Below are 23,641 nucleotides of genomic sequence, written 5' to 3'. Positions count from 1 at the left end.
AGAGTCTAATGTGCTCCGTATAGAAGGTTTTATTCTTAATGGACATTTCTTCTTTTTAGATGTTAATGAGCTATCTTTTTCACATTTAAAGGCACTAAAAAAAGGTTTACTTAACTGTCTGATATTCAGTTAAGTAAACCTCTTTTAATTTTATTTTACTAGCCTTATTTATTTACAAATAACTTTAAAAAAAGTTTGATTAAAATTAATTGAACCCTAAATAATCCTATTTTTTATTTTCGCCAAAAAGTTGAACAGTCTGCCTTGTCCAAGATATTAAACTCGATCATTTTCTCAAGTAATGAGAAATCAACCGGACGACCCCACTTGATTCGTACCAACTGCTTGGTGTGATCATAACCAGCCTGCACAATTTCATCAGAAAAATGATTAATCCCTGCCAATTCAGGGGCAACAGCCAAATGGTGTTTGGCTATGCTAAAGCCAATAATATATGTGCCGTGATCGGTAAACATAGGCTGATTCCAAGCAATTTTCGGCATTAAATTCGGAAATTTTTTAGTTACCCAAGCCAAGACTTCTTCCGTTCGTTCCCGGTTTTGTGGGTTATCGATACGCGCTAAATATTCTGCAAAAACCTCCATGTTGTTCCCTCCTGAAATTACTAAATATTTTTAATCGATTTAATTTGTTTTGCTATTACAGCATTCTCAACCTCATCCATAACATCTATATAAATTAATCGCGTTCTTACACTTCTTGTAATTTTAATGGCATATGGATTCTTTCAACATAGATGATATTAAAGTAAATAAAACAAATTTAGTGTCATTGAACACTTATTCCTTTGTTTTCATTATTTTCGATAAAAAAACACCCCATTGGATAATCATATCCAACGGGGTGAAACGGTGCAACTTTATTAAAAATGGTCAAACTTTATTTCAAATCTATAAAAGGTTTGAATTTCTTTTTTATTCAACTGTAACCGATTTTGCCAAGTTACGTGGTTTATCCACGTCACAATCACGGTGAAGTGATGCGTAGTAGCTGATTAACTGCATAGGAATGACCGAAACAAGTGGAGATAGCAGAGGATGCACTTTTGGTAAGATAACTGTATCGCCCTCTTCTTCCATGCCTTCCATTGCAATGATACATGGATTGGCTCCACGTGCTACCACTTCTTTTACGTTTCCACGAATATTTAAACTCACTGCTTTTTGTGTTACCAAAGCGAAGACTGGTGTGCCTTCTTCAATTAACGCGATGGTTCCGTGTTTCAATTCGCCACCGGCAAAGCCTTCAGCTTGGATATATGAAATTTCTTTTAATTTCAATGCGCCTTCCATGCTGACACAGAAGTCTAAGTTACGGCCAATGAAGAATGCGTTGCGTGTTGTTGCAAGGAAGTCACGAGCGATTTGCTCCATTTCTTCTTTTGAATCAACTAGCGATTGCATAGCATTTGCGACAATCCCAATTTCATGAACGATATCAAATTCTACTTGATGTCCCGCTTTTTTAGCAACGAGTGCTGCCGTTATCGCAAGTACTGCGATTTGAGCTGTATAAGCTTTTGTAGAAGCTACTGCAATTTCAGGACCTGCATGTAGTAGCAATGTATAATCCGCTTCACGAGAAAGCGTAGAGCCTTTAACATTGGTTACAGTCAACGTAGGATGACCTAATTTTTTGATTTTCACTAATACTTGGCGACTATCTGCCGTTTCGCCTGATTGTGTGATGAACATAAATATTGGATTTTTTGATAATAAAGGCATGTTGTAGCCAAATTCACTTGCGATGTGAACTTCTACCGGAATCCCTGCAATTTTCTCAAAGTATTCTTTTCCGACTAATCCTGCGTGATAACTAGTACCTGCCGCAATAATATAGAGACGATCTGCATTATTCAAAGCAGCCAAGATAGCATCTTCTATTTCAAGATCTCCTTGTTCATTCTGATATGCTTGAATTATTTTACGCATAACAGCTGGTTGCTCGTCAATTTCTTTTAACATGTAGTGAGGATACGTACCTTTTTCAATATCACTCATATCAAGTTCGGCCGTGTATGAATCACGTTTCACGACTGTTCCGTCTAATTGTTGAATTTCGACAGACTCTTTTTTCACGATTACCATTTCTTGATCATGAAGTTCTACGTATTGAGATGTTACTTGTAACATTGCCATCGCGTCAGAAGCCACTACATTAAAACCATCACCAAGACCTACTAATAACGGACTCTTATTTTTAGCTACATAGATGGTTTGCGCTTCCTCTGAATCTAGTAACGCTATTGCATATGAACCATGTAACAATGACAAAGTATGACGGAAGGCTTCACCAGTTGTCATGCCATCATTTGAGAATTTCTCAAGCAATTGTACAATGACCTCTGTATCCGTATCAGACTTCATGTCAACGTCAGATAAATATTCTTTTTGTACCAAGTGGTAGTTTTCAATAACGCCATTATGAACAAGCGTAAAACGTTGCGAATCACTTTGATGTGGATGAGCGTTTATTTGATTGGGTACACCGTGAGTCGCCCAACGTGTATGACCAATTCCTGTTTTTGCGAACACATCAAGTTCTACTGCTTGACGTAAGTCTGCGATACGCCCTTTTTCTTTAAAGACAGTAATGCCATCTTCGTTGCGCACAGCTATACCTGCTGAATCATAACCGCGGTATTCTAATTTCTCTAAGCCTTTTAATAAAATTTCTTTTGAATCTAATTCTCCAATGTATCCTACAATTCCGCACATAATTTAAATCCTCCATTAAGTAAAATCAAAGTAAGCGTTATGCCATATGAACAGAAGCTGTTCGTGTGCCCTCTTTTTCCTTTAATCACAAAATCACTTCTGTGGGTTAAGAAAAAGAATTACGACCGGGCATCGCGGCCGGGAGGTATCCGCCGAATGTTCGATACTCCTCCTCCTCGTCTGCTAAAGATCAGTTTGCTTGTGATTTCTTCAGCTCGGGCGCTATCATTATCTTCCTGTTTTTAACGTGGATTTGCACTCCTTTCCCACGGTGACGTAGTCAGTTGTCAATGACTTACAGTTTACGTCAGCACTCCTATCATACTGAATTCACGTACATACGTCAATAAAGTACTTAAGTACTGTACCCCATTGTATTCTAGTAAAACATAATAGTTCGCGATGTAGGATTTCTGCTTATTTCGATTTGAGAAAAACTATATACAGAGATTATTTTATCCAGCTTGGTGATTGGTTTATTCCGCTCCAGAGTAGTTTTAATCGGCTTCGATCTCTGTTTATTCGGCTTCGCAGTCATTTTAATCGGCTTCACGGACCATTTATTCGGCTTCAAACCAGTTTTAATCCGCTTCACCCATTATTAGGGATTTATTGGTTCTTTTTTTCGCTGCGCTCCTGTTAAATAAGGTAGCTATTAAAAATTCCCATTAAAAAAGAGCCGCATTTCTGCGACTCTTCACAAACCTGTAATAGCTCCAAATAATAATGCTAATGCTATGACAAAAGCAGGATGTAGTTTTACTTTTTCCAATAAAATAAAACTTACACCCATTATGAGCAGCGTGTAGCTTATGCCAACACCTTCCACTGATTGTTGTGCAAATCGAATCGTCATAAATCCAAGTAACACCGCTATGACCGGTCGAATGAGTTTTGTTAAACTTTTCACTTCGGGCTCTTCTTTGTACTTCATTAATATGACCATCATACCGATCATTAGGATTAAAGATGGAGCCACCGTGGCAATCATTGCTACGATAGACCCCAACACACCCGCTTCTGCGTACCCAATATAACCAGCCATTTTAGTTGCAATCGGACCAGGCAATGAATTTCCAATGGCAACTACCTCACTAAATTCTTGCGTAGACATCCATTCATATTTACCTACTACTTCATGCTCCACTAGAGGGATAGATGCTGGCCCCCCGCCGTACCCTAATATCCCAGGAATAAAGAAGGCTAAAAATATTTGCCAGTAGATCATGCTTTCTTCCTCCTTTTCAACAGCGAGGAGAAAGCTACCAGGAAGCAACCTAAAATGACAAATGCGGGATGAATATTAAACGCCTCTATTAATATAGCTGATAGAGCCAAGAGCAAGAGAGCGCGCATCCAGCCAAGTGTTTGACCTGATTTCTTAATAAATTCCCATGTCAACAAGGCAAGCATGACGGCAACAACCGGAACAACTGATGCTGCCATATTTTCTACCCAAGGGACATCTTTATATGTTTGAAGCAAACCTAAAAAAACAATCATTAACACTACAGTTGGAATGATAGAGGAAAGGAGTGCATTTAGACATCCCCATAACCCTGCTACTCGATAGCCAACATAACCCGCCATTTTTGTGGCGATGGGTCCTGGTAATGTATTGGCAAGAGCTAGGGTGTCTCCAAATTCATCGTCAGTCATCCATTCATATTTTTTCACAACTTCTTGATGAACTAATGGAATCGAGGAAGGGCCTCCTCCAAATCCAAGCATGCCAATTCTAAAAAAAGCTAGTCCAATGTTACGGTGAAGAACACGTCCTGGACGCGCGGAGGTGTTCTTCGATATCGGACGTTCTACCAAGCAGCGATGGTTCCATCAGTTCGGGATTCTGTACCGCCTTGCAGTACGCCCGTTTCGGGATTTCGCCAAATGATCTGCCCGCGTCCAAAACTACCACCGTCCGATGTTACATGTATGTCATGTCCTTTTCTAACCAAGTTCTGCACCAAGTAATTTGGAAACTCGGGTTCGACATGGACCGTCTTCCCTTTGATCCACTGCCAGCGAGGCATATCCAAGGTTGCTTGTGGATTCAATAAGAAATCCACTGTATTGGTTACTACTTGGAAGTGTCCTTGAGGTTGCATATATCCACCCATTACACCAAATGGTCCAACTGCTTGCCCATCTTTCGTTAGGAATCCTGGAATGATGGTATGATACGTTCTCTTCCCTGGTTTCAAGACGTTCGGATGTGTTTCATCAAGTGAAAAATCATGGCCACGGTTTTGCATCCCAATTCCAGTACCTGGCACCACGATACCTGAGCCAAAGCCCATATAATTACTTTGGATATAAGAAACCATATTTCCTTCATCATCGGCAACAGCTAAATAGACAGTGCCACCCTTTGGTAGTTCATAAGGTTGTGGGTTGCTTGCGGTATCTTCGATAACACCCGCACGCTTTTCTGCGTATTCTTCTGATAGTAAATGTTCAACGCTCACTGGCATCGCTTCAGGTTCTGTAATAAACGCTTGGCCGTCTGTGAATGCCAATTTCATGGCTTCAATCTGTTGATGGAATGTGTCTGCATCTTGCCAAGCTGGTTTGTCTAATTGCTTAAAGACGTTTAACGCCATAAGTGCAACCATGCCTTGTCCATTTGGTGGGATTTCCCATACGTCATATCCACGGTAATTCGCAGAAACTGGCTCAACCCATTGTGGTTTGTATGTAGCTAAATCTTCTTTTGTTAAATAGCCATCGTGTTTCTTAAAGTAGGCATCGATTTTATCCGCAATTTCGCCTTCATAGAAATCTCTTGCATTTGTTTCACCGATTGCACGCAACGTTTTTGCGTGACCAGGAGATGACCAAACTTCTCCTACTTCAGGCGCTCGTCCGTTTGGCGCAAATGTTTCAAACCAAGAGGCAAATTCTTCTGTTGTAAAGGTATCCTTGAATTTCTTATAGGCAGCTTTCCAGTACTTCCCGAGAATCGGTGTTAATGGGTAGCCTTCTTCTGCATAACGAATAGCTGGAATGAGTACATCTTTTAACGGTAGTTTGCCGAATTTCTGTGAAAGCTCTGCCCAAGCAGCCGGTACACCAGGTACAGTGACAGGAATCACACCAAACACAGGCATTTTTTCATGTCCTTTTTGTCGTATAGCTTCAGCAGAAATCGATTGTGGTGCAGGACCAGAGGCGTTGAGACCATGTAGCTTATCTTTTGTCCATACAAGTGCGAATGCATCGCCGCCAATTCCGTTCGAAGTTGGTTCAACAACTGTCAATGCTGCCGCTGTCGCGATCGCAGCGTCAATCGCATTACCACCTTTCTGCAAAATTTCAAGACCTGCTTGTGCTGCAAGTGGTTGTGATGTTGCGACCATGCCTTTCTTCGCGAATACGGTATGACGCTTCGCTGCAAATGGGTGGTGTAAGTAATCCATGATGATCCCCCTCAAATTTGTTCGTTCCTAAATTTTAGTACCTGCAAAATGACATGCAGCAAAATGACCTATTTCATATTCTTGCCAAGCGGGTTTATCAACCTTACACACATCTTGTGCAATTGGACAACGTGTGTGGAATGGACATCCACTTGGCGGATTTGCTGGATTAGGTAAATCTCCTTGTAATCGAATTCGTTTTGTATTTACGTGAACGGATGGTCGCGGAATAGCCGATAAAAGCGCTTGGGTATAAGGATGTAATGGATCTGCAAATAATCCCTTTACTGTTCCTAACTCCACCGTGGTGCCAAGATACATCACAAGCACGCGATCACAGAAGTAGCGAACCACCCCTAAATCATGCGAAATAAATAAATAGGATAACTGATACTTTTCTTGCAAGGTCTTTAATAATTTTAACACTTGTGCTTGCACCGATACATCCAAAGCTGATACCGCTTCGTCACAAATAACAAACGAAGGATTTAAGGCAATTGCACGGGCAATACCTATACGTTGTCTTTGGCCCCCGCTGAATTCATGCGGATAGCGATCAAAATGTTCTTCTTTTAACCCAACTTCATTTAACAAATCTATCACACTTGCACGTTTTTCTTTTGCTGACATATTGGTATGCATCGTAAAGACTTCTTCGAGTGCATGTCCAATACGTTGTCGAGGGTTTAAAGAAGCATAAGGATCTTGGAAAATCATTTGCATCTCTTTAACAAATTTCAATTTCTCTTTACGTTTTAAATCTTGGATTTCTTCATCACGAAAGCGGATTTTTCCTGCCGTTAATTCTTCAAGACCTAAAATAGCACGACCTAATGTGGATTTCCCACAACCAGATTCCCCTACTACCCCTAAACTTTCTCCTTCATACAGTTGCAATGACACATCTTCGACAGCTTTGACATTTCCTTGAACACGTTTTAAGATGCCACCTTTAATAGGAAAATACTTTTTCACACCTTTTAATTCGAGGAGTATCTTTGGTTCAGATTTGGGCGACAAGGTGACCATGTTTAACCTCCTCCTCTACTTCTTCATGTAACCAACAACTCACGACATGTCCTTCTTCTTTTGTTGTAAATTCTGGAGGAGCAATTTCACGGCATTTGTCAGTCGCAAATTTACAACGCGGGTGGAAACGACATCCATGAATCTGTTCGTGTAAACTCGGCAACGAACCGGGTATTGGTTCTAGTTCGAAATCCGGATCATCAATATTTGGTACTGAATTTAATAAACCGATTGTATAAGGATGTTTTGGGTTATCAAATATAGCTGCTACAGGGCCTTCTTCTACTTTTTTGCCAGCATACATGACCATAACACGGTCAGCAACTTCAGCTACAACACCCATATCATGCGTAACCATCATAATACCCATATTTAATTTTTCCTTCAATTCATTAATTAAATCCAAAATTTGTGCTTGGATCGTTACGTCTAAAGCAGTTGTAGGTTCATCCGCAATGAGCAATCCAGGATGACAAGCAAGTGCCATCGCAATCATGACACGTTGTCTCATCCCTCCACTTAGTTCATGTGGATATTGATTCATTCTTTTTTCAGGGTATGGGATTCCAACTTGTTTTAATAATTCTATACCTTGTTTCGTCGCTTCACTTTTCTTGATTTTATGATGAAGAATTAGAGGTTCGCGTAACTGATAACCCACTGTTAGTACTGGATTTAAAGCTGTCATGGGTTCTTGGAAAATCATCGAAATTTTTGTTCCGCGCATTTGTCTCATCTGTTCATAGGGTAAGTTATGAATTGGCTTTCCTTCATACTTCACTTCTCCGTTTGCAATTCTACCATTGCTTGGGAGCAAACCAATCACAGATAAAGACGTAATGCTTTTCCCACAGCCTGATTCCCCTACGATGCATAATGTCTCCCCTTTTGCTATGGAAAAGGAGACATCCCGCACAGCTTGGACGTTGCCGTCTGCTGTACGGAATTCAGTTACTAAATTGTTCACTTCTAATAATGTCTCCTGCATGGTTCACCCTACTCTCCAGTAACGTTTTTCAAAGTCCATTTACCGTTTGGATCTAATTCAAGGCCAGAGTATGCTTTGTCCATTGCCGCAGTCACGATTCCGTGATACATAACAACTACTGCATTATCTTCAATCATCACTTTATTTGCTTTATCTAGAATCGCTTTACGTTCCTCTTGATCAATCGTTGTTCTTGATTGTACAACTAACTCATCAAATTCTGGATTGCTGTATTGTGCTCGGTTTGAAGATCCAACATTATCACTATGGAAGTTTGGATATAACAATTCTGAACCATCACCCGTTACGTTTGACCAACTTAGGAATGTGATGTCATACTCTCCACCACGTGCTGTATCTAAGAATGTAGCCCACTCCATAGACTCGATTTCAACTTTGAATCCAGCCTCTGTTAATTGAGCTTGTACAATTTCAGCCATTAAAATGAAGTTGTCACGGTTAGCTGTCAATAATTTAATTGGCTTGTCACCGTATCCATTTTTCTCTACTAATGCTTTTGCTGCTTCTACATCATAAGCAGTTCCCGCTTCGTCAGCAGATTCATCGTAACCGAATACTTGCGGTCCAACGACACTATCACTACGAACACCTAAACCATTTAATTTTGTAACAAATGCGTCGCGATCAATAGCTGCTGCCACTGCTTCACGGAATTCAGGGTCTTGATTCATTTCTCTTGAATGATTAAATGTTAAATAATAAACAGGTGTTCCTTCTTTTTTCTCGATATTAATATTTTCCATTGCTTCAAGACGCTTGATTTGTTCTGTTGGTAAGTTGTCAATAAATTGAATCTCTCCTGCTTGTAGCATAGAGATAGCAGTTGAAATTTCAGGTACAACTTTTAATACAACCTTCTTGAGATCAGGTGCACCATCCCAATATTCTTCATTTGCTTCTAATTCCACTTGATCACCAGAAGTCCAGCTAACAAATTTGAATGGACCTGTTCCAACTGGTTCTTTCATTAAATCCTGTGCTTGGTCAGCTGTTGGGCTCACAATTGCTGCATTTGAATGCGATAATGAAGCTAAAAAAGCACCGTATGGATATTTTGTTTTAATTTCTACTGTATTTTCATCAATTACTGTAATCGTATCAACTGGCTCTAATAAAGAGGCACGTGGTGCAGCTGTTGCCGGATCACGTAATTTGTCAAATGTGTATTTTACTGCTTCTGCATTAAAAGGCGTTCCATCGTGGAATTTAATGCCTTCTTTAAGTTTAATTACCCATGTGTTGTCATCTTTGATTTCATATGATTCTGCTAACTGAGGCTCAAATTCCATCGTTTCGATATTACGTTCAAATAATTTTTCATAAACATGTTCCGTAATATTAGCTGATACTGAATCATTCGTTAAAATTGGCGACATCCCTACAACATCCGATGTAGATGCGTACGTAAAGGTTTCAGTACTCGCCGTATCTCCGCTTGCTGACCCGTCAGATTCTTTAGGAGCTGATGCTGATTCTCCACCACCACAAGCTGCTAAAACCAATAACACCATTACCACTAGTGATAACCATACAATTTTCTTCATTAATCTTCCCCCTGCTCCATTTTTAATAGTGTCTTTCTTTACCTCGTGCCGCTTTGCGCTTTTCGTTGTGTCTGGCTACAAGCGCCAGCTCGCACTTAAGCTTCAGTCCCTCTTGCAAAAGATAGCTTTCGAATCGGTACTTCCAGCGCCAGTGTCGAGCCAGAGTGGCGCTTTTTGCTTTTCATTGAATTTCCATGTTTGGATCTAGTGCATCTCGTAAACCGTCTCCTACTACATTAAAAGCAAAAACCGTTAACATGATGGCAATACCTGGCACAATCGTTAAATGAGGTGATGTCCACATATAGTCTTGACCTTGTGCGATCATGGCACCCCATTCAGGTGTTGGTGGTTGAGCACCTAATCCTAAATAACTGAGAGATGCTGTCGACAGGATAGCTGTGCCCATTCGCATTGTTGCAAAAACAATAATAGGTGCAAATGCATTCGGTAAAATATGGCGAATCATTATTCGTAGATCTGAAGCTCCTAGAGACTTCATCGCCATGATATATTCCTTTTGTTTAATGGACAGCACGGAACCCCGCACTATTCGAGCACATGTCGGAATGGACCAAATACTAATGGCGATGGCCACATTGACTAAGCTCGTCCCTAATACCGCAATAATTAACATGGCTAACAAAATACCCGGGAACGAGAATAGCAAATCGACAACCCTCATGATGATTCCATCTAATTTTTTGTAGTAGCCACCAAGCAGCCCTAACGTAACCCCTCCAATCAAGCCAAGAGAAACGGCTGTAATACCCACTAATAATGAAATTCGTGCTCCATGGACAATACGTGACCAGACATCTCGGCCATAATTATCAGTACCTAGCCAGTGACCTTCAGAAAACATAGGAAGTTCGCTGCTAATTAAATCTTGTTTAATAGGATCATGTGTAGCAATAATCGGTGCAAAAATGGCCATTCCGATTTGTAAAAGGATAATAATTATTCCTATAGCCGCTAATTTATTTTTCAGCAGTCGTTTTAGCGTTGTGACATATACTTTTTCTTTCTTCTTAACAACCGGTGCTCGTTCATCTGTTGTCAGTACCGCGTTTGTCATATAGTGTCTCCTTTCATCAGTCGTAGCTGATACGTGGATCAATAAAGGTATAAACGATATCTACTATTAAATTCACGACTACAAATAAGGTGGCAACTAACAACACCGAACCTTGAACCATCGGGAAGTCTCTCATTGCAATGGCGTCAATCATTAATCTCCCTACCCCATTTATTGCGAAAACTTTTTCAGTAATAATTGTTCCACCAAGGAGGAAACCAAAGTTTAGACCAATAACGGTAATAACAGGAATCATGGCATTTTTCAATGTGTGAATCCAAATAACATTTCTTTCTTTCACACCTTTTGCCCTTGCGGTTCTTACATAATCAGCTTTGATAACTTCGAGCATTGAAGACCTAGCCATCCGAGCAATCATTGCTGCTGAACCGGTACCTAGTGTGATTGCCGGTAGTATCAATTGTTTTATTCCATCAACCGTATAGAATGGTGCGGATAATCCACCGACTGGAAACCAGCCTAAATTCACTGCAAACACTAAAATTAAAATTGCTCCTAACCAAAAGTTTGGAATGGAAATCCCTGCAAGAGCAAAAGTTGTGGACGTTACATCTAACCAGGAGTTATGTTTTAATGCAGATATTAAACCTGCAAAAATACCAATAACTATGGCGACTATCATACTGGCAATGGCAAGTTTTAATGTATTCGGAAAACGAATAGATATAGCTTCGGAAACAGCTTGTTTTGTTTGATAGGAATAGCCAAAATCTCCTTGAGCTGCGTTTTTTACATATCTACCATACTGAACGAGAAATGGATCATTCAAACCAAGATTATCGCGAATCGCTTCTAAATCCGACTCTGTCGCAGTTGCTCCACCTACCATAGTAGCTGGATCTCCAGGTGCGATATACATGGATGAAAATACAAGAAATGAAATACCTAGTAATAAAAATACAAGTTGTACTGCCCTACGAACAATCAAAGCTATCATTTACTCCCCACCTCCTTACAATTGTTAATCTTTTTATCGTATTTGATTAACAAAAGGTTAATATTTGTTATTTTTTATTATAGTTCATGCAGAATAAAAAATCTACATGAATATTCAAATAAGTTAATTAATTTAGTTTTTTAGTCCCTTTAGACTTAATTTATTGTATTTTATATACATTTCGTAATAAAAAAAACAACATAGCATACAAATTGGTTAGCATTTCAAGTTTAAAAATTGAAAACGTTTGCAATCATTTCGTAATTAGAAATTTATATACACGAAGACCCCTACATTCCCTTTGAAATGTAGGGGTCTTCGTGTAATTATAGTTTCAATCCACTTCTACTCTTAAAGCGTCTTAATAATATGTGACTCTCAACACGTGTAATTCCTTCTAAAGCATACAATTCTTCGTTAATAAAATTTTCTAAATTCGAGAAATCATCTACCAATACATGCATGTGAAGAGTAGATGGTCCTGTCATTTGATAACAACTAGCTACACTTGGATTATCCGCAAGTTTTTCAGCCACTTCCACAAGTGAAGAAGGTTCACAATCCACTTCAAAAAAACCAGATACACTTTTCCCAACTTTTTCAGAATTAATTACCACAGTAAAATGCTCAATTACTCCTGCTTCTTGCAATTGATTCACTCTTTCTCGAACTGCCACTCTTGATAAATTAAGTTCTTTTCCTATATCGACATATGATATACGCCCATTGGCAATTAGTAATTCTAAAATACGTTTATCTGTATCATCTAAACGCATATGCCACCTACTTTCAACCATTGTATTGGTATTATACGAAAATAAGTTTCAAATAGAAAGCAAGACATTGTATATTTTATTATATTGTTGTGCTTTCTAATGACTGAATTCACAATCATAAAAATCAAAAAGAAACCAGCTTCAAAAAGAGCTGGTTTCTTATTTTTTATTCAGTTAATCCCATTTCTTCGCGAACCACTACTACAATACGCTCTACATAACGTTCGCAATCTTCTTTAGTTGGTGCTTCAACCATTACACGCACTAAAGGTTCTGTACCAGAAGGACGTACAAGTACGCGACCATTTTGAGCCATTTCTACTTCTACTTCATTAATAACAGCTGCTACTTTTGCATTATCCGTCACACCGTGTTTGTCCGTTACACGCACATTAACAAGCTTCTGAGGGAATATTTGCATTTCTGCTGCAAGTTCAGATAATTTTTTACCTGTAACTTTCATGATGTTGACAAGTTGCAGTCCTGTTAACAGGCCATCACCAGTTGTATTGTAATCCAAGAACACAATGTGTCCAGATTGTTCTCCACCTAAATTGTAGCCATTTTTCTTCATTTCCTCGACCACATAGCGATCGCCTACTGCTGTTTTGACACTCTTCATACCTTGCGATTCTAGTGCTTTATAGAAGCCCATATTACTCATCACTGTAGACACAACTGTATCTTGTTTCAAACGACCTTCGCTGTGTAAATGTTTCGCGCAAATGTACATGATTTGATCGCCATCAACAATATGACCTTTCTCGTCTACCGCAATCAAACGATCCCCGTCGCCATCAAATGAGAGACCTACGTTAGCTCCTTTATCCACCACAAATTTCGCTAATACTTCAGGGTGAGTAGAGCCTACATTATCATTAATATTTAAACCGTTTGGTGATGCCCCCATTGTTGAAAGGTCCGCATCCAAATCCGCAAAGACGTGAGTTGCTAAAGTAGATGTCGCACCATGTGCACAATCCAGTGCAACATGAATGCCAACAAAATCTTCATCCAATGTTTGTTTTAGGTAGCTAATATATTTTTGACCGCCTTCAAAGTAGTCTGTTACAGGGCCAATATCTTTACCCACTGGTCTTGGAAGTTGATCTATTTCTGCGTCAATTAAAGATTCAATTTCCGCTTCCTGTTCATCTGATAATTTAAAGCCATCTGACCCAAAGAACTTGATTCCGTTATCAGCCATTGGATTGTGAGAAGCTGAAATCATAACGCCTGCTTCTGCACTCATCACACGTGTTAAATAAGAAACTCCTGGTGTACTGATGACGCCTAAACGCATTACTTCTGTACCCACGGATAAAAGGCCAGCTACTAGAGCACCTTCTAACATATGCCCCGAAATTCGGGTGTCCCGACCGATTAATACTTTCGGACGACTTGTTGCACCTTTTGTTAATACATAGCCACCGATTCGGCCTAATTTAAATGCTAATTCTGGTGAAAGTTCGCTATTTGCAATGCCTCTTACACCGTCAGTTCCAAAATATTTACCCATTTTATTTACTCTCTCCTTCAAATCAAAACTTAAGCTCGCAGGACATCTAGTGTAATAGAAGGTATTGGTATTGTCCATGTGACATTTTCAGGACCCTCTACAGAAACGTCTAGTAAGTTTCTACCATTCTCTGCTTCACTCACATCTACATAAACTTGAAAACTCGATGAGTTGACTATCGAATTTCACCTTTAATCTCTAAGTTAACTTGACCATTCTCAGGCTTTAGAAACACAATTTGATCCGCTTCATTCAAACCTCTTACTTCCAAATTTACATCTTCGATCTAAGTCGAAATCCACTACCGGTGTATTGACCTAAGCAGATCCTTCTTCAGGAGCTGGTGTAACATCAGCATCTACTTTTATTTCAGATTCAGAAAATCGAGACACACCTTTAGGTTGCGGTATTTTTAGCGTAATCTCTTTCGAATCGTCTAGTTTGCTGATATCAACCTCCACGACTATTTCGTCTAGAGCATCTATGTCTTCTTGATTACCATAAGCACGTAACATAGCAAAGGACGCTGTTAAATTATTAATCGTTACACCATCTATAGCAGTACCTGTCTGCCGAAGAGTAATTGGTACTTCCTTGCTATATTCCTCAATATCTATCGTTACATTTACTTGTTGTGGCTCAATGGTAACATTCAATTTGGATAAATCCTTATCTAACACTTTTACACTTGATTCTTGAGTAAACGTCTTAGTCAGATCTTGATCGCCTGTAACAGTTGCTTTAACAAAACTAATACTGTCAATTATACTTCTCGCACCCGTTACCTTAACCCGTTCTGGATCAGACTTCATGCCAGTCAAAATATAGTCTTCAGCTAATAACCGCTCGTTAAATTCGGGGTCAACACGTAATTCTCGGGTAATCCGTTCTTCAATATTGACCTCAATGTATGCTGGATCTAAACGGACTTGTAATTTATCTGATACATTCTCGACTTGAAGCATGATATTATGTTCACCCATATTCAAATCACGCAAATCCACAAAGACTGTAAAATCTTGCAATTGCTTCGCTGTTTGCACAATCGATGTTGGTCCTACAATAGTCATGTCAACCGTTTCAGGAACACCTGTCAGAACCAAATTACCATCATCATAATACACTTCAACAGGTACATCACGAATAACATCCGTCATACTCCCTGTAGTTGCTGCATTTAAGTTTTCATCATCAGATTTAATCGTTAAGAACAAAAGCATGGCGAGTAGCAGCGCAGTGATTCTTAAAAACCAAGGGCTATCCATCATTTTATCCATTCTTTTTCCCCCTCCACGTCCATTTCGAAGTGCTTACAAGTTCAGGTTCAGGACCAAACCATACTTTACGTAAGCGCGTTTCAAATTCTTCTATAGACAGGTTTCGGTGAAGGTCACCGTTAGATGTTAAACTAACCGCTCCTGTTTCTTCAGATACTATTATCGTAATCGCATCTGTCACTTCGCTAATACCAAGTGCTGCACGATGACGTGTTCCAAGTTCTTTGGAAATAAATGGACTTTCAGATAATGGCAAATAACATGCAGCCGCAGCAATTTTATTTTTTTGCATAATGACTGCTCCGTCATGGAGTGGTGTATTAGGTATGAAAATATTGATTAATAATTCCGAAGTAATTTCAGAATTCATTTGAATGCCTGTTTCAATATAATCACTTAAACCTGTTTCGCGTTCAATAGAAATCAACGCACCAATTCGGCGTTTCGCCATATAACTTACAGATTTTGATATCGCTTCGATTAAACGATCTTGCTCTTCGGCTTGCTGCATACTCGTGCGTGCAAATAACTTGCCTCGTCCTAATTGTTCGAGGGCACGTCGTAACTCGGGCTGAAAGATAATAATAATTGCTAAAAAGCCCCAGTTAATAACTTGTTCCATCATCGATCCTAGTGTATCTAAACCAAATACATCAGTTAACATTCGAACAATAATTATTACAAAGATTCCTTTTAATAATTGGACCGCTTTCGTTCCCTTTATCAAAGTGAGAATCTTATAAATGACAAACCACACGAGTATCACATCAAGTATATTTACGAGCACGTTTACCGGCGTCAAGTTTGTGAATTGGTCAATAAACGGCATGTGGCATCCCCCACTTTTCTTCACATTATCATATACCTCTACTATACCATAAATGTTCAGCATGCTGCTTTACCAATCAGGCAAATGAGTAATCAATGCTAAACATTTAATCACAAATCAAAAGCCCACCCAAATTAGGGGTAGGCTTATTTTTCTTCATTACTATCAAAAAATGATGCGACTTCTTTGGCTCCTGCTTTCATTTTGTACCAAAGCCAATCAAATACTTGATTAATCTCTTCAATTTCACCTGTGATATTTGCTGTTGACGCCATAAGCGTTCCGTTAATAATCGTGACATTACCATCGATTTCTCCATCAATTTGAAGGTCTCCATTTTTAACAACAATATCCCCTTTAATCGTTGTACCAGCTGGAACAATTACTCTTTCACCTTCAACCACGATATTCGGCTGTTTTGTAAATGAGAATTGTTGGTCATCATTAAAGTTGGAAAATAAAGATGCACTCATTAAAATCATAAACAGGGCTGCCGCCGTTAACAATGGATGGCTATGGAACCACCGTTTCATTCCAGCACGTGATGTCTCTTTTGGCATACGCGCGTTCACGCCTTTTACAAAACCGCTTGGTGCTGTAATATGAGATGCGCTCTGAATGAACGCAGTGACTTTATTTAACTCATGCATATGTTGTTGACACTTTTCACAATTCGCCAAATGTGCCTTAAGCTCCAGCTCATGTTCACGACTAATGTCCCCATCTAAATATTCATGTATATAGCGAACGATATTTGGGCATTTATCCATCGTGAATCCCTCCTACATTTTACTCAATTGCTTTCTCAGTGCCTCGCGTCCTCTGTGGATTCGAGTTTTCACAGTTCCAAGTGGCATTTCTAAGATTTCACTAATTTCTTGTAGCGGTAAATCTTCCATATATTTAAGCACAATTACTGCTCGGTACTTATCCGGCAGTCGAGTAATTTCATATTGTACTCTTTCTTGCATTTCCATTTTCAACACTACATCTTCAGGTAACTCTTCTTTTGAAGCAACTTGCGAATACATATTTAAACTTTCGGTGCCCGCAACCTCTGCATCTAAGAAATAATCCGGTTTCTTTTTTCTTATACGATCAATACACAAGTTGGTTCCGATTCGATACAACCATGTTGAAAATTTCCGATTAGTATCAAATGTATGTATGTTAATAAACGCACGGACAAATGCTTCTTGCGCAATATCTTCCGCTTCGTGTTTATTTCCAAGCATGCGATAACATACTCGATACAATTTATCTTGATACAGCTCGACAATCTCCGTGAATGCGTTTTGATCGCCTTTTAATACTTCTTTTATTCGTTTATTGACTAACGCATCCATCGTAAATTCTCCTCCGCTGATGCGGCTGTCTTAGTTATACGGATTAAAGGATAGACAGGTTTCATCATTTTTTTAATTAATTCCATTATATCAGAAACTATTTCGAAAAACTTACAAAAATTCACATCTTAAGGTATACGTTTTGTCATAACAGTAAGTTATAACAATTAGAAAATTGCCATGTGCAACTATAGATAGACGACGCCAGTGCTAGTAGGGGCGACTCGAAATATCTGAGACTTTATTATCTAATATAAAAACTGTTCGACCTATAGCAAAAAATGCTAGATCGAACAGTTGATATCTTACTGCTTATACTAATTTTTCGCCGAATAATGAGCCCATAAGCGCTACAGCCACATCAGCTGTTTTGTTTTTCTCATCTAAAATCGGGTTTACTTCTACAAATTCAGCTGATGTAATCATCTTAGAAGAATACAACATTTCCATAGCTAAATGACTTTCACGGTAGCTAATCCCACCTGGTACTGGAGTTCCTACGCCTGGCGTGTAAAGAGGATCGATTCCATCTAAATCAAGTGATAAATGGACTCCATCAACTTCGCTTTCTTTTAAATATGACATCGCTTGGTCCATAACTTCTGTCATCCCAAGCTTATCAATGTCATGCATCGTAAACACTTTAATGCCTTTTTCTTTAATTAATTCACGCTCGCCTGGATCTACAGAACGTGCACCAATTATCACTACATTTTCAGGTTTAATTTTTGGTGCAAAACCTCGAATATTTACTAATTGCTCATGACCTAAGCCAATACTAACTGCAAGCGGCATTCCGTGAATATTACCTGATGGAGAAGTTTCTCCTGTATTTAAATCTGCATGTGCATCATACCAAATAACTCCTAAGTTTTCATAACGATCGCCTAAACCAGCTAATGTTCCAATAGCAATACTATGATCGCCACCTAGAATAAGTGGGAATTGACCATCTTCCATCACATGATGAATTTTTTCTGCTAGAGCTGTACTCGCATCTGTTACTTCTTTTAAATTACGAAGATTTGTTTCTGTCGATGCTGTTTTCTCAGCAGCTGCAATTAATATATTACCTTCGTCGGTCACATTGTGGCCAATTTCTTCCAATCGTTCAACAACACCCGCGTAACGAATCGCACTTGGTCCCATATCTACCCCACGACGATTTTGTCCTAAATCCATTGGTACACCTATTAGAGATATATTTAAATTATTCATTATTTTATACTCCCCCGTTTCTTTAAAACTATTGTAAACCGTGAAGGGGTGTTGGCTCAACTGTACATCATTGTGAATAAATATTCATTCTATTTTCTAATTTCTTTTTAATACTTGGCCATTCCGAACTAATGATGGAATAAAGCACTGCATTCCTCGCTTTACCTGTGGATCGAATTCGTTCGTTTCGTATGACGCCCTCTTTTATAGCACCGAGCCGCTCAATCGCTTTTTGAGATATCAAATTTTCTTCATCCGTTTTAAATTCTACACGAATCATCCCAAGTGTTTCAAATGCATAGGTAAGTAGCAACCACTTAGCTTTTGTATTAATATGTGTTCGTTGAAACGCCTTCCCATAGTAAGTTGCTCCAATTTCACACGCTTTATTCGCGTAATCGATATTGTAAATACGTGTGGATCCATATAATTCATCGGTTTCTAAATGAGCAACGACAAACACTGTGCTCGTTTCAGAATGTCGCATTTGTTCATAACTTGTTCTCATCCATTTTTCAAACTCTTCAATGGTTTGAATTAGATTGAGCATATGCGTAAACAACTCTGGCGTCGTCAAGTTCCACAAACGTTTGATATCGGATTCCTTCATTGGTCGTAGCATTACGTTGTCATGGATTAATATCACAGTCATATTACCCAACTCCTCATATAGCTTTTACACTATAATACAAAAGTTTTTCCAATATAAACAGATTATAGGGTGAAAATTATTAACTCTTTAATGCCACGTACAATCCACCCGATAACTCTTTCAATACTAAAAATCAGTGTAAAGGTGAAAGAACTCAACAAACATATGTATATAACTTTCTCCCAAGTTTTCGTTCATTAAACATTTGAATCATTTTTTTCAGCATTAGTCGCAAAATCCAACAAACATGAATATCCATCCTGAAGTACCCAATATTTACTGCTAAGTTAAAATGGTTATTCTTGCCGCAAATACCAATGTATTTAACTCCATGCTCCATAGTTAATAACAATTATGTCTCCATATATCAAGTTGTCCAGGTGTTGGGGATATCCCTGTTAATAAGTTCAAAAAATTTTGTATATATCCACTATTATTTATTAATTTTAATGATTCTAATAAATGATGTCTTTATTATCTTACTTAATGATTATTTGCGAGTATTTATTAAATTAAAAAGTACAAATAATCAAGTTTTACGAGGAAGGACGGGGTTACAAGGTTGAAATCTCTACCTATCACACGTTAATTACTTGAAAATATACTCTTGATTTTTGTAAAATATTATAAATATTCCTGGAAAATATCCTATTAACTAGTAATCATGTGAGAAGTTTATTTTTTTGTTCATAACAATGTGGATAACCTTTTATAATCGGTTTTTGAAGTTAGCTTATCCACATCTTATCCACATTTCAGATATACAAAAAAGACGAATGGAATATATACATTCCATTCGTCTTTTATATAATATTAAAGAGCCTAACGGGATCGAACCGCTGACCTCCTGCGTGCAATGCAGACGCTCTCCCAGCTGAGCTAAGGCCCTAAAAAAAGATGTGTGTTAATAAATGAGCCATGTAGGATTCGAACCTACGACCCTCTGATTAAAAGTCAGATGCTCTACCAACTGAGCTAATGGCTCGTAAACTTAATGAAAATATATGGTTGGGGAACCTGGATTCGAACCAGGGCGTGACGGAATCAAAATCCGTTGCCTTACCGCTTGGCTATACCCCAACAAGAAAATAAAAAAATGGTGGAGGGGGGCGGATTCGAACCGCCGAACCCGAAGGAACGGATTTACAGTCCGTCGTGTTTAGCCACTTCACTACCCCTCCAAGGGTAAAATTATGGTGGAGGATGACGGGCTCGAACCGCCGACCCTCTGCTTGTAAGGCAGATGCTCTCCCAGCTGAGCTAATCCTCCGTTAAAAACAATGAAAAGCTGTGCATTTCGTTGTCAACTCACTCATTTATTCAGTCACGTACTTGAGTACGCTCCTTCATTCATTCGATCGTTTCCTAGAACTACTTGCTTTTGATTCTTTTTACATACTAATTTAAAGTTACATAAAAAGAAATTGGTGACCCCTACGGGAATCGAACCCGTGTTACCGCCGTGAAAGGGCGGTGTCTTAACCGCTTGACCAAGGGGCCAAATGTGTATATTTAACGAGTATGTATTATTGGAAGAAAAGCTTCCAACCGGATTCGAACCGGTGACCTCTTCCTTACCATGGAAGCACTCTACCTGCTGAGCTATGGAAGCAAGAAAGTGGCTCCGAAGGTAGGACTCGAACCTACGACCATCGCATTAACAGTGCGGTGCTCTACCACTGAGCTACTTCGGAACGGAATACAAATAAAAAAGCCTAGCGACGTCCTACTCTCGCAGGGGGAGACCCCCAACTACCATCGGCGCTAAAGAGCTTAACTTCCGTGTTCGGGATGGGAACGGGTGTGACCTCTTTGCCATTACCACTAGACTTCTTGAGTGTTTGTTCACTCAAAACTGGATAAACGAGCCATTGAAAGCCATTCAATCTTTATTTGGTTAAGTCCTCGATCGATTAGTATTCGTCAGCTGCACACGTCGCCGTGCTTCCACCTCGAACCTATCTACCTCATCGTCTTTGAGGGATCTTACTTGCTTGCGCAATGGGAAATCTCATCTCGAGGGGGGCTTCATGCTTAGATGCTTTCAGCACTTATCCCGTCCACACATAGCTACCCAGCGATGCTCTTGGCAGAACAACTGGTACACCAGCGGTGTGTCCATCCCGGTCCTCTCGTACTAAGGACAGCTCCTCTCAAATTTCCTACGCCCACGACGGATAGGGACCGAACTGTCTCACGACGTTCTGAACCCAGCTCGCGTACCGCTTTAATGGGCGAACAGCCCAACCCTTGGGACCGACTACAGCCCAGGATGCGATGAGCCGACATCGAGGTGCCAAACCTCCCCGTCGATGTGGACTCTTGGGGAGATAAGCCTGTTATCCCCGGGGTAGCTTTTATCCGTTGAGCGATGGCCCTTCCATGCGGAACCACCGGATCACTAAGCCCGTCTTTCGACCCTGCTCGACTTGTAGGTCTCGCAGTCAAGCTCCCTTATGCCTTTACACTCTACGAATGATTTCCAACCATTCTGAGGGAACCTTTGGGCGCCTCCGTTACACTTTAGGAGGCGACCGCCCCAGTCAAACTGCCCGCCTGACACTGTCTCCTGCCCCGATAAGGGGCAAGGGTTAGAAGTTCAACACAACCAGGGTAGTATCCCACTGACGCCTCCTCCGAAGCTGGCGCTCCGGAATCTCAGGCTCCTACCTATCCTGTACAAGTTGTGCCAAAATTCAATATCAGGCTACAGTAAAGCTCCACGGGGTCTTTCCGTCCTGTCGCGGGTAACCTGCATCTTCACAGGTACTATAATTTCACCGAGTCTCTCGTTGAGACAGTGCCCAGATCGTTACGCCTTTCGTGCGGGTCGGAACTTACCCGACAAGGAATTTCGCTACCTTAGGACCGTTATAGTTACGGCCGCCGTTTACTGGGGCTTCAATTCGCACCTTCGCTTGCGCTAAGCACTCCTCTTAACCTTCCAGCACCGGGCAGGCGTCAGCCCCTATACGTCACCTTACGGTTTTGCAGAGACCTGTGTTTTTGCTAAACAGTCGCCTGGGCCTATTCACTGCGGCTCTCTCAGGCTTTAACACCCTAATAGAGCACCCCTTCTCCCGAAGTTACGGGGTCATTTTGCCGAGTTCCTTAACGAGAGTTCTCTCGCTCACCTTAGGATTCTCTCCTCGACTACCTGTGTCGGTTTGCGGTACGGGCACCTTCCACCTCGTTAGAGGCTTTTCTTGGCAGTGTGAAATCAGGAACTCAGACCTTACGGTCCTTGTCATTACAGCTCAACGTTATAGGAACGGGATTTGCCTCATTCCACGCCTCACTGCTTGAACGCGCATAACCAACAGCGCGCTTACCCTATCCTTCTGCGTCCCCCATTACTCAAACGGTGGAGTGGTGGTACAGGAATATCAACCTGTTGTCCATCGTCTACGCCTATCGGCCTCGACTTAGGTCCCGACTAACCCTGAGCGGACGAGCCTACCTCAGGAAACCTTAGTCATTCGGTGGACGGGATTCTCACCCGTCTTTCGTTACTCATACCGGCATTCTCACTTCTAAGCGCTCCACCAGTCCTTCCGGTCTAGCTTCAACGCCCTTAGAACGCTCTCCTACCATTGACACCTAAGTGTCAATCCACAGCTTCGGTGAATTGTTTAGCCCCGATACATTTTCGGCGCAGCGTCACTCGACCAGTGAGCTATTACGCACTCTTTAAATGATGGCTGCTTCTAAGCCAACATCCTGGTTGTCTAAGCAACGCCACATCCTTTTCCACTTAACAATTACTTTGGGACCTTAGCTGGTGGTCTGGGCTGTTTCCCTCTTGACTACGGATCTTATCACTCGCAGTCTGACTCCCAATTATAAATCTCTGGCATTCGGAGTTTGTCTGAATTCGGTAACCCGGGATGGGCCCTAGTCCAAACAGTGCTCTACCTCCAGGATTCTAAAATTGAGGCTAGCCCTAAAGCTATTTCGGAGAGAACCAGCTATCTCCAGGTTCGATTGGAATTTCTCCGCTACCCACACCTCATCCCCGCACTTTTCAACGTGCGTGGGTTCGGGCCTCCAGTAAGTGTTACCTTACCTTCACCCTGGACATGGGTAGATCACCTGGTTTCGGGTCTACAACTACATACTCTATCGCCCTATTCAGACTCGCTTTCGCTGCGGCTCCGCCTTATCAGCTTAACCTTGCATGTAATCGTAACTCGCCGGTTCATTCTACAAAAGGCACGCTATCACCCATTAACGGGCTCTAACTACTTGT

Annotated in this window: 18 protein-coding genes, 8 tRNA genes and 2 rRNA genes (1 of these 28 running past the window's edge); all 28 read right to left on the bottom strand. The window is 40.4% G+C overall.

The window, feature by feature from the left end; all coding sequences use genetic code 11:
* Positions 1-233: 233 nt before the first annotated feature.
* Positions 234-605: an iron chaperone gene (locus tag E2636_RS01170; protein ID WP_134208234.1), complete on the bottom strand. Its 372-nt coding sequence runs from the start codon at positions 603-605 to the stop codon at positions 234-236.
* A 330-nt stretch (positions 606-935) separates the two neighbouring features.
* Positions 936-2,738, bottom strand: a complete 1,803-nt coding sequence (glmS, locus tag E2636_RS01165) for a glutamine--fructose-6-phosphate transaminase (isomerizing) (protein ID WP_134208231.1) — start codon at positions 2,736-2,738, stop codon at positions 936-938.
* A 697-nt stretch (positions 2,739-3,435) separates the two neighbouring features.
* Positions 3,436-3,966 carry a chromate transporter gene (locus tag E2636_RS01160; protein WP_134208229.1) on the bottom strand — a complete coding sequence of 177 codons (531 nt, stop codon included), beginning with the start codon at positions 3,964-3,966 and terminating at the stop codon, positions 3,436-3,438.
* Positions 3,963-4,559 carry a chromate transporter gene (locus E2636_RS01155; protein ID WP_134208227.1) on the bottom strand — a complete coding sequence of 199 codons (597 nt, stop codon included), beginning with the start codon at positions 4,557-4,559 and terminating at the stop codon, positions 3,963-3,965. The genes E2636_RS01160 and E2636_RS01155 overlap by 4 nt, the downstream gene beginning before the upstream one ends.
* Complete coding sequence (locus E2636_RS01150) at positions 4,553-6,157, bottom strand: gamma-glutamyltransferase family protein (RefSeq protein WP_134208225.1); 1,605 nt, start codon at positions 6,155-6,157, stop codon at positions 4,553-4,555. Before E2636_RS01150 ends, E2636_RS01155 begins: the two co-directional genes overlap by 7 nt.
* A 27-nt stretch (positions 6,158-6,184) precedes the next feature.
* Positions 6,185-7,186, bottom strand: a complete 1,002-nt coding sequence (locus E2636_RS01145; protein ID WP_134208223.1) for an ABC transporter ATP-binding protein — start codon at positions 7,184-7,186, stop codon at positions 6,185-6,187.
* A complete protein-coding gene (locus E2636_RS01140) occupies positions 7,161-8,174 on the bottom strand; it encodes an ABC transporter ATP-binding protein (protein WP_134208220.1) in 1,014 nt (337 codons plus the stop codon). Before E2636_RS01140 ends, E2636_RS01145 begins: the two co-directional genes overlap by 26 nt.
* Before the next feature lie 8 nt (positions 8,175-8,182).
* A complete protein-coding gene (locus E2636_RS01135; protein ID WP_134208218.1) occupies positions 8,183-9,739 on the bottom strand; it encodes a glutathione ABC transporter substrate-binding protein in 1,557 nt (518 codons plus the stop codon).
* Between the two features lie 181 nt (positions 9,740-9,920).
* Positions 9,921-10,817, bottom strand: coding sequence for an ABC transporter permease (locus tag E2636_RS01130; RefSeq protein WP_134208216.1), 897 nt, complete (start codon positions 10,815-10,817; stop codon positions 9,921-9,923).
* 16 nt (positions 10,818-10,833) lie between these two features.
* On the bottom strand, positions 10,834-11,775 hold the full coding sequence (gene nikB, locus E2636_RS01125; RefSeq protein WP_134208213.1) for a nickel ABC transporter permease: 942 nt from the start codon (positions 11,773-11,775) through the stop codon (positions 10,834-10,836).
* Between the two features lie 326 nt (positions 11,776-12,101).
* Entirely contained in the window at positions 12,102-12,551 is a 450-nt protein-coding gene (locus tag E2636_RS01120; protein ID WP_134208211.1) for an Lrp/AsnC family transcriptional regulator, read from the bottom strand.
* Between the two features lie 166 nt (positions 12,552-12,717).
* Entirely contained in the window at positions 12,718-14,070 is a 1,353-nt protein-coding gene (gene glmM, locus E2636_RS01115) for a phosphoglucosamine mutase (RefSeq protein ID WP_134208209.1), read from the bottom strand.
* Positions 14,071-14,387: 317 nt separating this feature from the next.
* The gene (locus E2636_RS01110; RefSeq protein WP_134208207.1) at positions 14,388-15,347 is read right to left on the bottom strand and encodes a CdaR family protein; all 960 of its coding nucleotides are present in this window, start codon (positions 15,345-15,347) and stop codon (positions 14,388-14,390) included.
* Positions 15,340-16,176: a diadenylate cyclase CdaA gene (gene cdaA, locus E2636_RS01105; RefSeq protein ID WP_017379022.1), complete on the bottom strand. Its 837-nt coding sequence runs from the start codon at positions 16,174-16,176 to the stop codon at positions 15,340-15,342. The genes E2636_RS01110 and cdaA overlap by 8 nt, the downstream gene beginning before the upstream one ends.
* Before the next feature lie 146 nt (positions 16,177-16,322).
* A complete protein-coding gene (locus E2636_RS01100; protein ID WP_134208206.1) occupies positions 16,323-16,946 on the bottom strand; it encodes an anti-sigma factor family protein in 624 nt (207 codons plus the stop codon).
* Positions 16,947-16,958: 12 nt separating this feature from the next.
* Positions 16,959-17,522 carry an RNA polymerase sigma factor SigW gene (gene sigW, locus E2636_RS01095; RefSeq protein WP_134208204.1) on the bottom strand — a complete coding sequence of 188 codons (564 nt, stop codon included), beginning with the start codon at positions 17,520-17,522 and terminating at the stop codon, positions 16,959-16,961.
* A gap of 312 nt (positions 17,523-17,834) precedes the next feature.
* On the bottom strand, positions 17,835-18,740 hold the full coding sequence (rocF, locus tag E2636_RS01090) for an arginase (RefSeq protein WP_134208202.1): 906 nt from the start codon (positions 18,738-18,740) through the stop codon (positions 17,835-17,837).
* A 67-nt stretch (positions 18,741-18,807) separates the two neighbouring features.
* Complete coding sequence (locus E2636_RS01085; protein WP_208324120.1) at positions 18,808-19,392, bottom strand: GNAT family N-acetyltransferase; 585 nt, start codon at positions 19,390-19,392, stop codon at positions 18,808-18,810.
* 816 nt (positions 19,393-20,208) lie between these two features.
* Positions 20,209-20,281: transfer RNA gene (locus E2636_RS01080), tRNA-Ala, on the bottom strand.
* A gap of 23 nt (positions 20,282-20,304) precedes the next feature.
* Positions 20,305-20,377 (bottom strand) — tRNA-Lys (locus E2636_RS01075).
* A 20-nt stretch (positions 20,378-20,397) separates the two neighbouring features.
* Positions 20,398-20,472 (bottom strand) — tRNA-Gln (locus E2636_RS01070).
* Positions 20,473-20,489: 17 nt separating this feature from the next.
* A tRNA-Tyr gene (locus E2636_RS01065) sits at positions 20,490-20,573 on the bottom strand.
* A 13-nt stretch (positions 20,574-20,586) separates the two neighbouring features.
* Positions 20,587-20,662 (bottom strand) — tRNA-Val (locus E2636_RS01060).
* 155 nt (positions 20,663-20,817) lie between these two features.
* Positions 20,818-20,892: transfer RNA gene (locus tag E2636_RS01055), tRNA-Glu, on the bottom strand.
* A gap of 39 nt (positions 20,893-20,931) precedes the next feature.
* Positions 20,932-21,004, bottom strand: a tRNA-Thr gene (locus tag E2636_RS01050).
* A gap of 7 nt (positions 21,005-21,011) precedes the next feature.
* Positions 21,012-21,086, bottom strand: a tRNA-Asn gene (locus tag E2636_RS01045).
* Between the two features lie 19 nt (positions 21,087-21,105).
* Positions 21,106-21,221 (bottom strand): 5S ribosomal RNA (gene rrf, locus E2636_RS01040).
* A 64-nt stretch (positions 21,222-21,285) separates the two neighbouring features.
* Positions 21,286-23,641: ribosomal RNA gene (locus E2636_RS01035) — 23S ribosomal RNA — on the bottom strand; it runs 569 nt beyond the window's last position.

Source organism: Paenisporosarcina antarctica, assembly GCF_004367585.1.
In the GTDB taxonomy this organism is placed as follows: Bacteria; Bacillota; Bacilli; order Bacillales_A; family Planococcaceae; genus Paenisporosarcina; species Paenisporosarcina antarctica.
Note: the sequence above shows the minus strand (reverse complement) of the source record. Positions and strands in the feature narration are given on the sequence as shown.

Bases quoted from the DNA above. Each gene is read 5' to 3' on its own strand.
- E2636_RS01170 (WP_134208234.1), bottom strand. From the start codon at position 605: ATGGAGGTTTTTGCAGAATATTTAGCGCGTATCGATAACCCACAAAAC.
- glmS (WP_134208231.1), bottom strand. From the start codon at position 2,738: ATGTGCGGAATTGTAGGATACATTGGAGAATTAGATTCAAAAGAAATT.
- E2636_RS01160 (WP_134208229.1), bottom strand. From the start codon at position 3,966: ATGATCTACTGGCAAATATTTTTAGCCTTCTTTATTCCTGGGATATTA.
- E2636_RS01150 (WP_134208225.1), bottom strand. From the start codon at position 6,157: ATGGATTACTTACACCACCCATTTGCAGCGAAGCGTCATACCGTATTC.
- E2636_RS01145 (WP_134208223.1), bottom strand. From the start codon at position 7,186: ATGGTCACCTTGTCGCCCAAATCTGAACCAAAGATACTCCTCGAATTA.
- E2636_RS01140 (WP_134208220.1), bottom strand. From the start codon at position 8,174: ATGCAGGAGACATTATTAGAAGTGAACAATTTAGTAACTGAATTCCGT.
- E2636_RS01135 (WP_134208218.1), bottom strand. From the start codon at position 9,739: ATGAAGAAAATTGTATGGTTATCACTAGTGGTAATGGTGTTATTGGTT.
- E2636_RS01130 (WP_134208216.1), bottom strand. From the start codon at position 10,817: ATGACAAACGCGGTACTGACAACAGATGAACGAGCACCGGTTGTTAAG.
- nikB (WP_134208213.1), bottom strand. From the start codon at position 11,775: ATGATAGCTTTGATTGTTCGTAGGGCAGTACAACTTGTATTTTTATTA.
- E2636_RS01120 (WP_134208211.1), bottom strand. From the start codon at position 12,551: ATGCGTTTAGATGATACAGATAAACGTATTTTAGAATTACTAATTGCC.
- glmM (WP_134208209.1), bottom strand. From the start codon at position 14,070: ATGGGTAAATATTTTGGAACTGACGGTGTAAGAGGCATTGCAAATAGC.
- E2636_RS01110 (WP_134208207.1), bottom strand. From the start codon at position 15,347: ATGGATAAAATGATGGATAGCCCTTGGTTTTTAAGAATCACTGCGCTG.
- cdaA (WP_017379022.1), bottom strand. From the start codon at position 16,176: ATGCCGTTTATTGACCAATTCACAAACTTGACGCCGGTAAACGTGCTC.
- E2636_RS01100 (WP_134208206.1), bottom strand. From the start codon at position 16,946: ATGGATAAATGCCCAAATATCGTTCGCTATATACATGAATATTTAGAT.
- sigW (WP_134208204.1), bottom strand. From the start codon at position 17,522: ATGGATGCGTTAGTCAATAAACGAATAAAAGAAGTATTAAAAGGCGAT.
- rocF (WP_134208202.1), bottom strand. From the start codon at position 18,740: ATGAATAATTTAAATATATCTCTAATAGGTGTACCAATGGATTTAGGA.
- E2636_RS01085 (WP_208324120.1), bottom strand. From the start codon at position 19,392: ATGACTGTGATATTAATCCATGACAACGTAATGCTACGACCAATGAAG.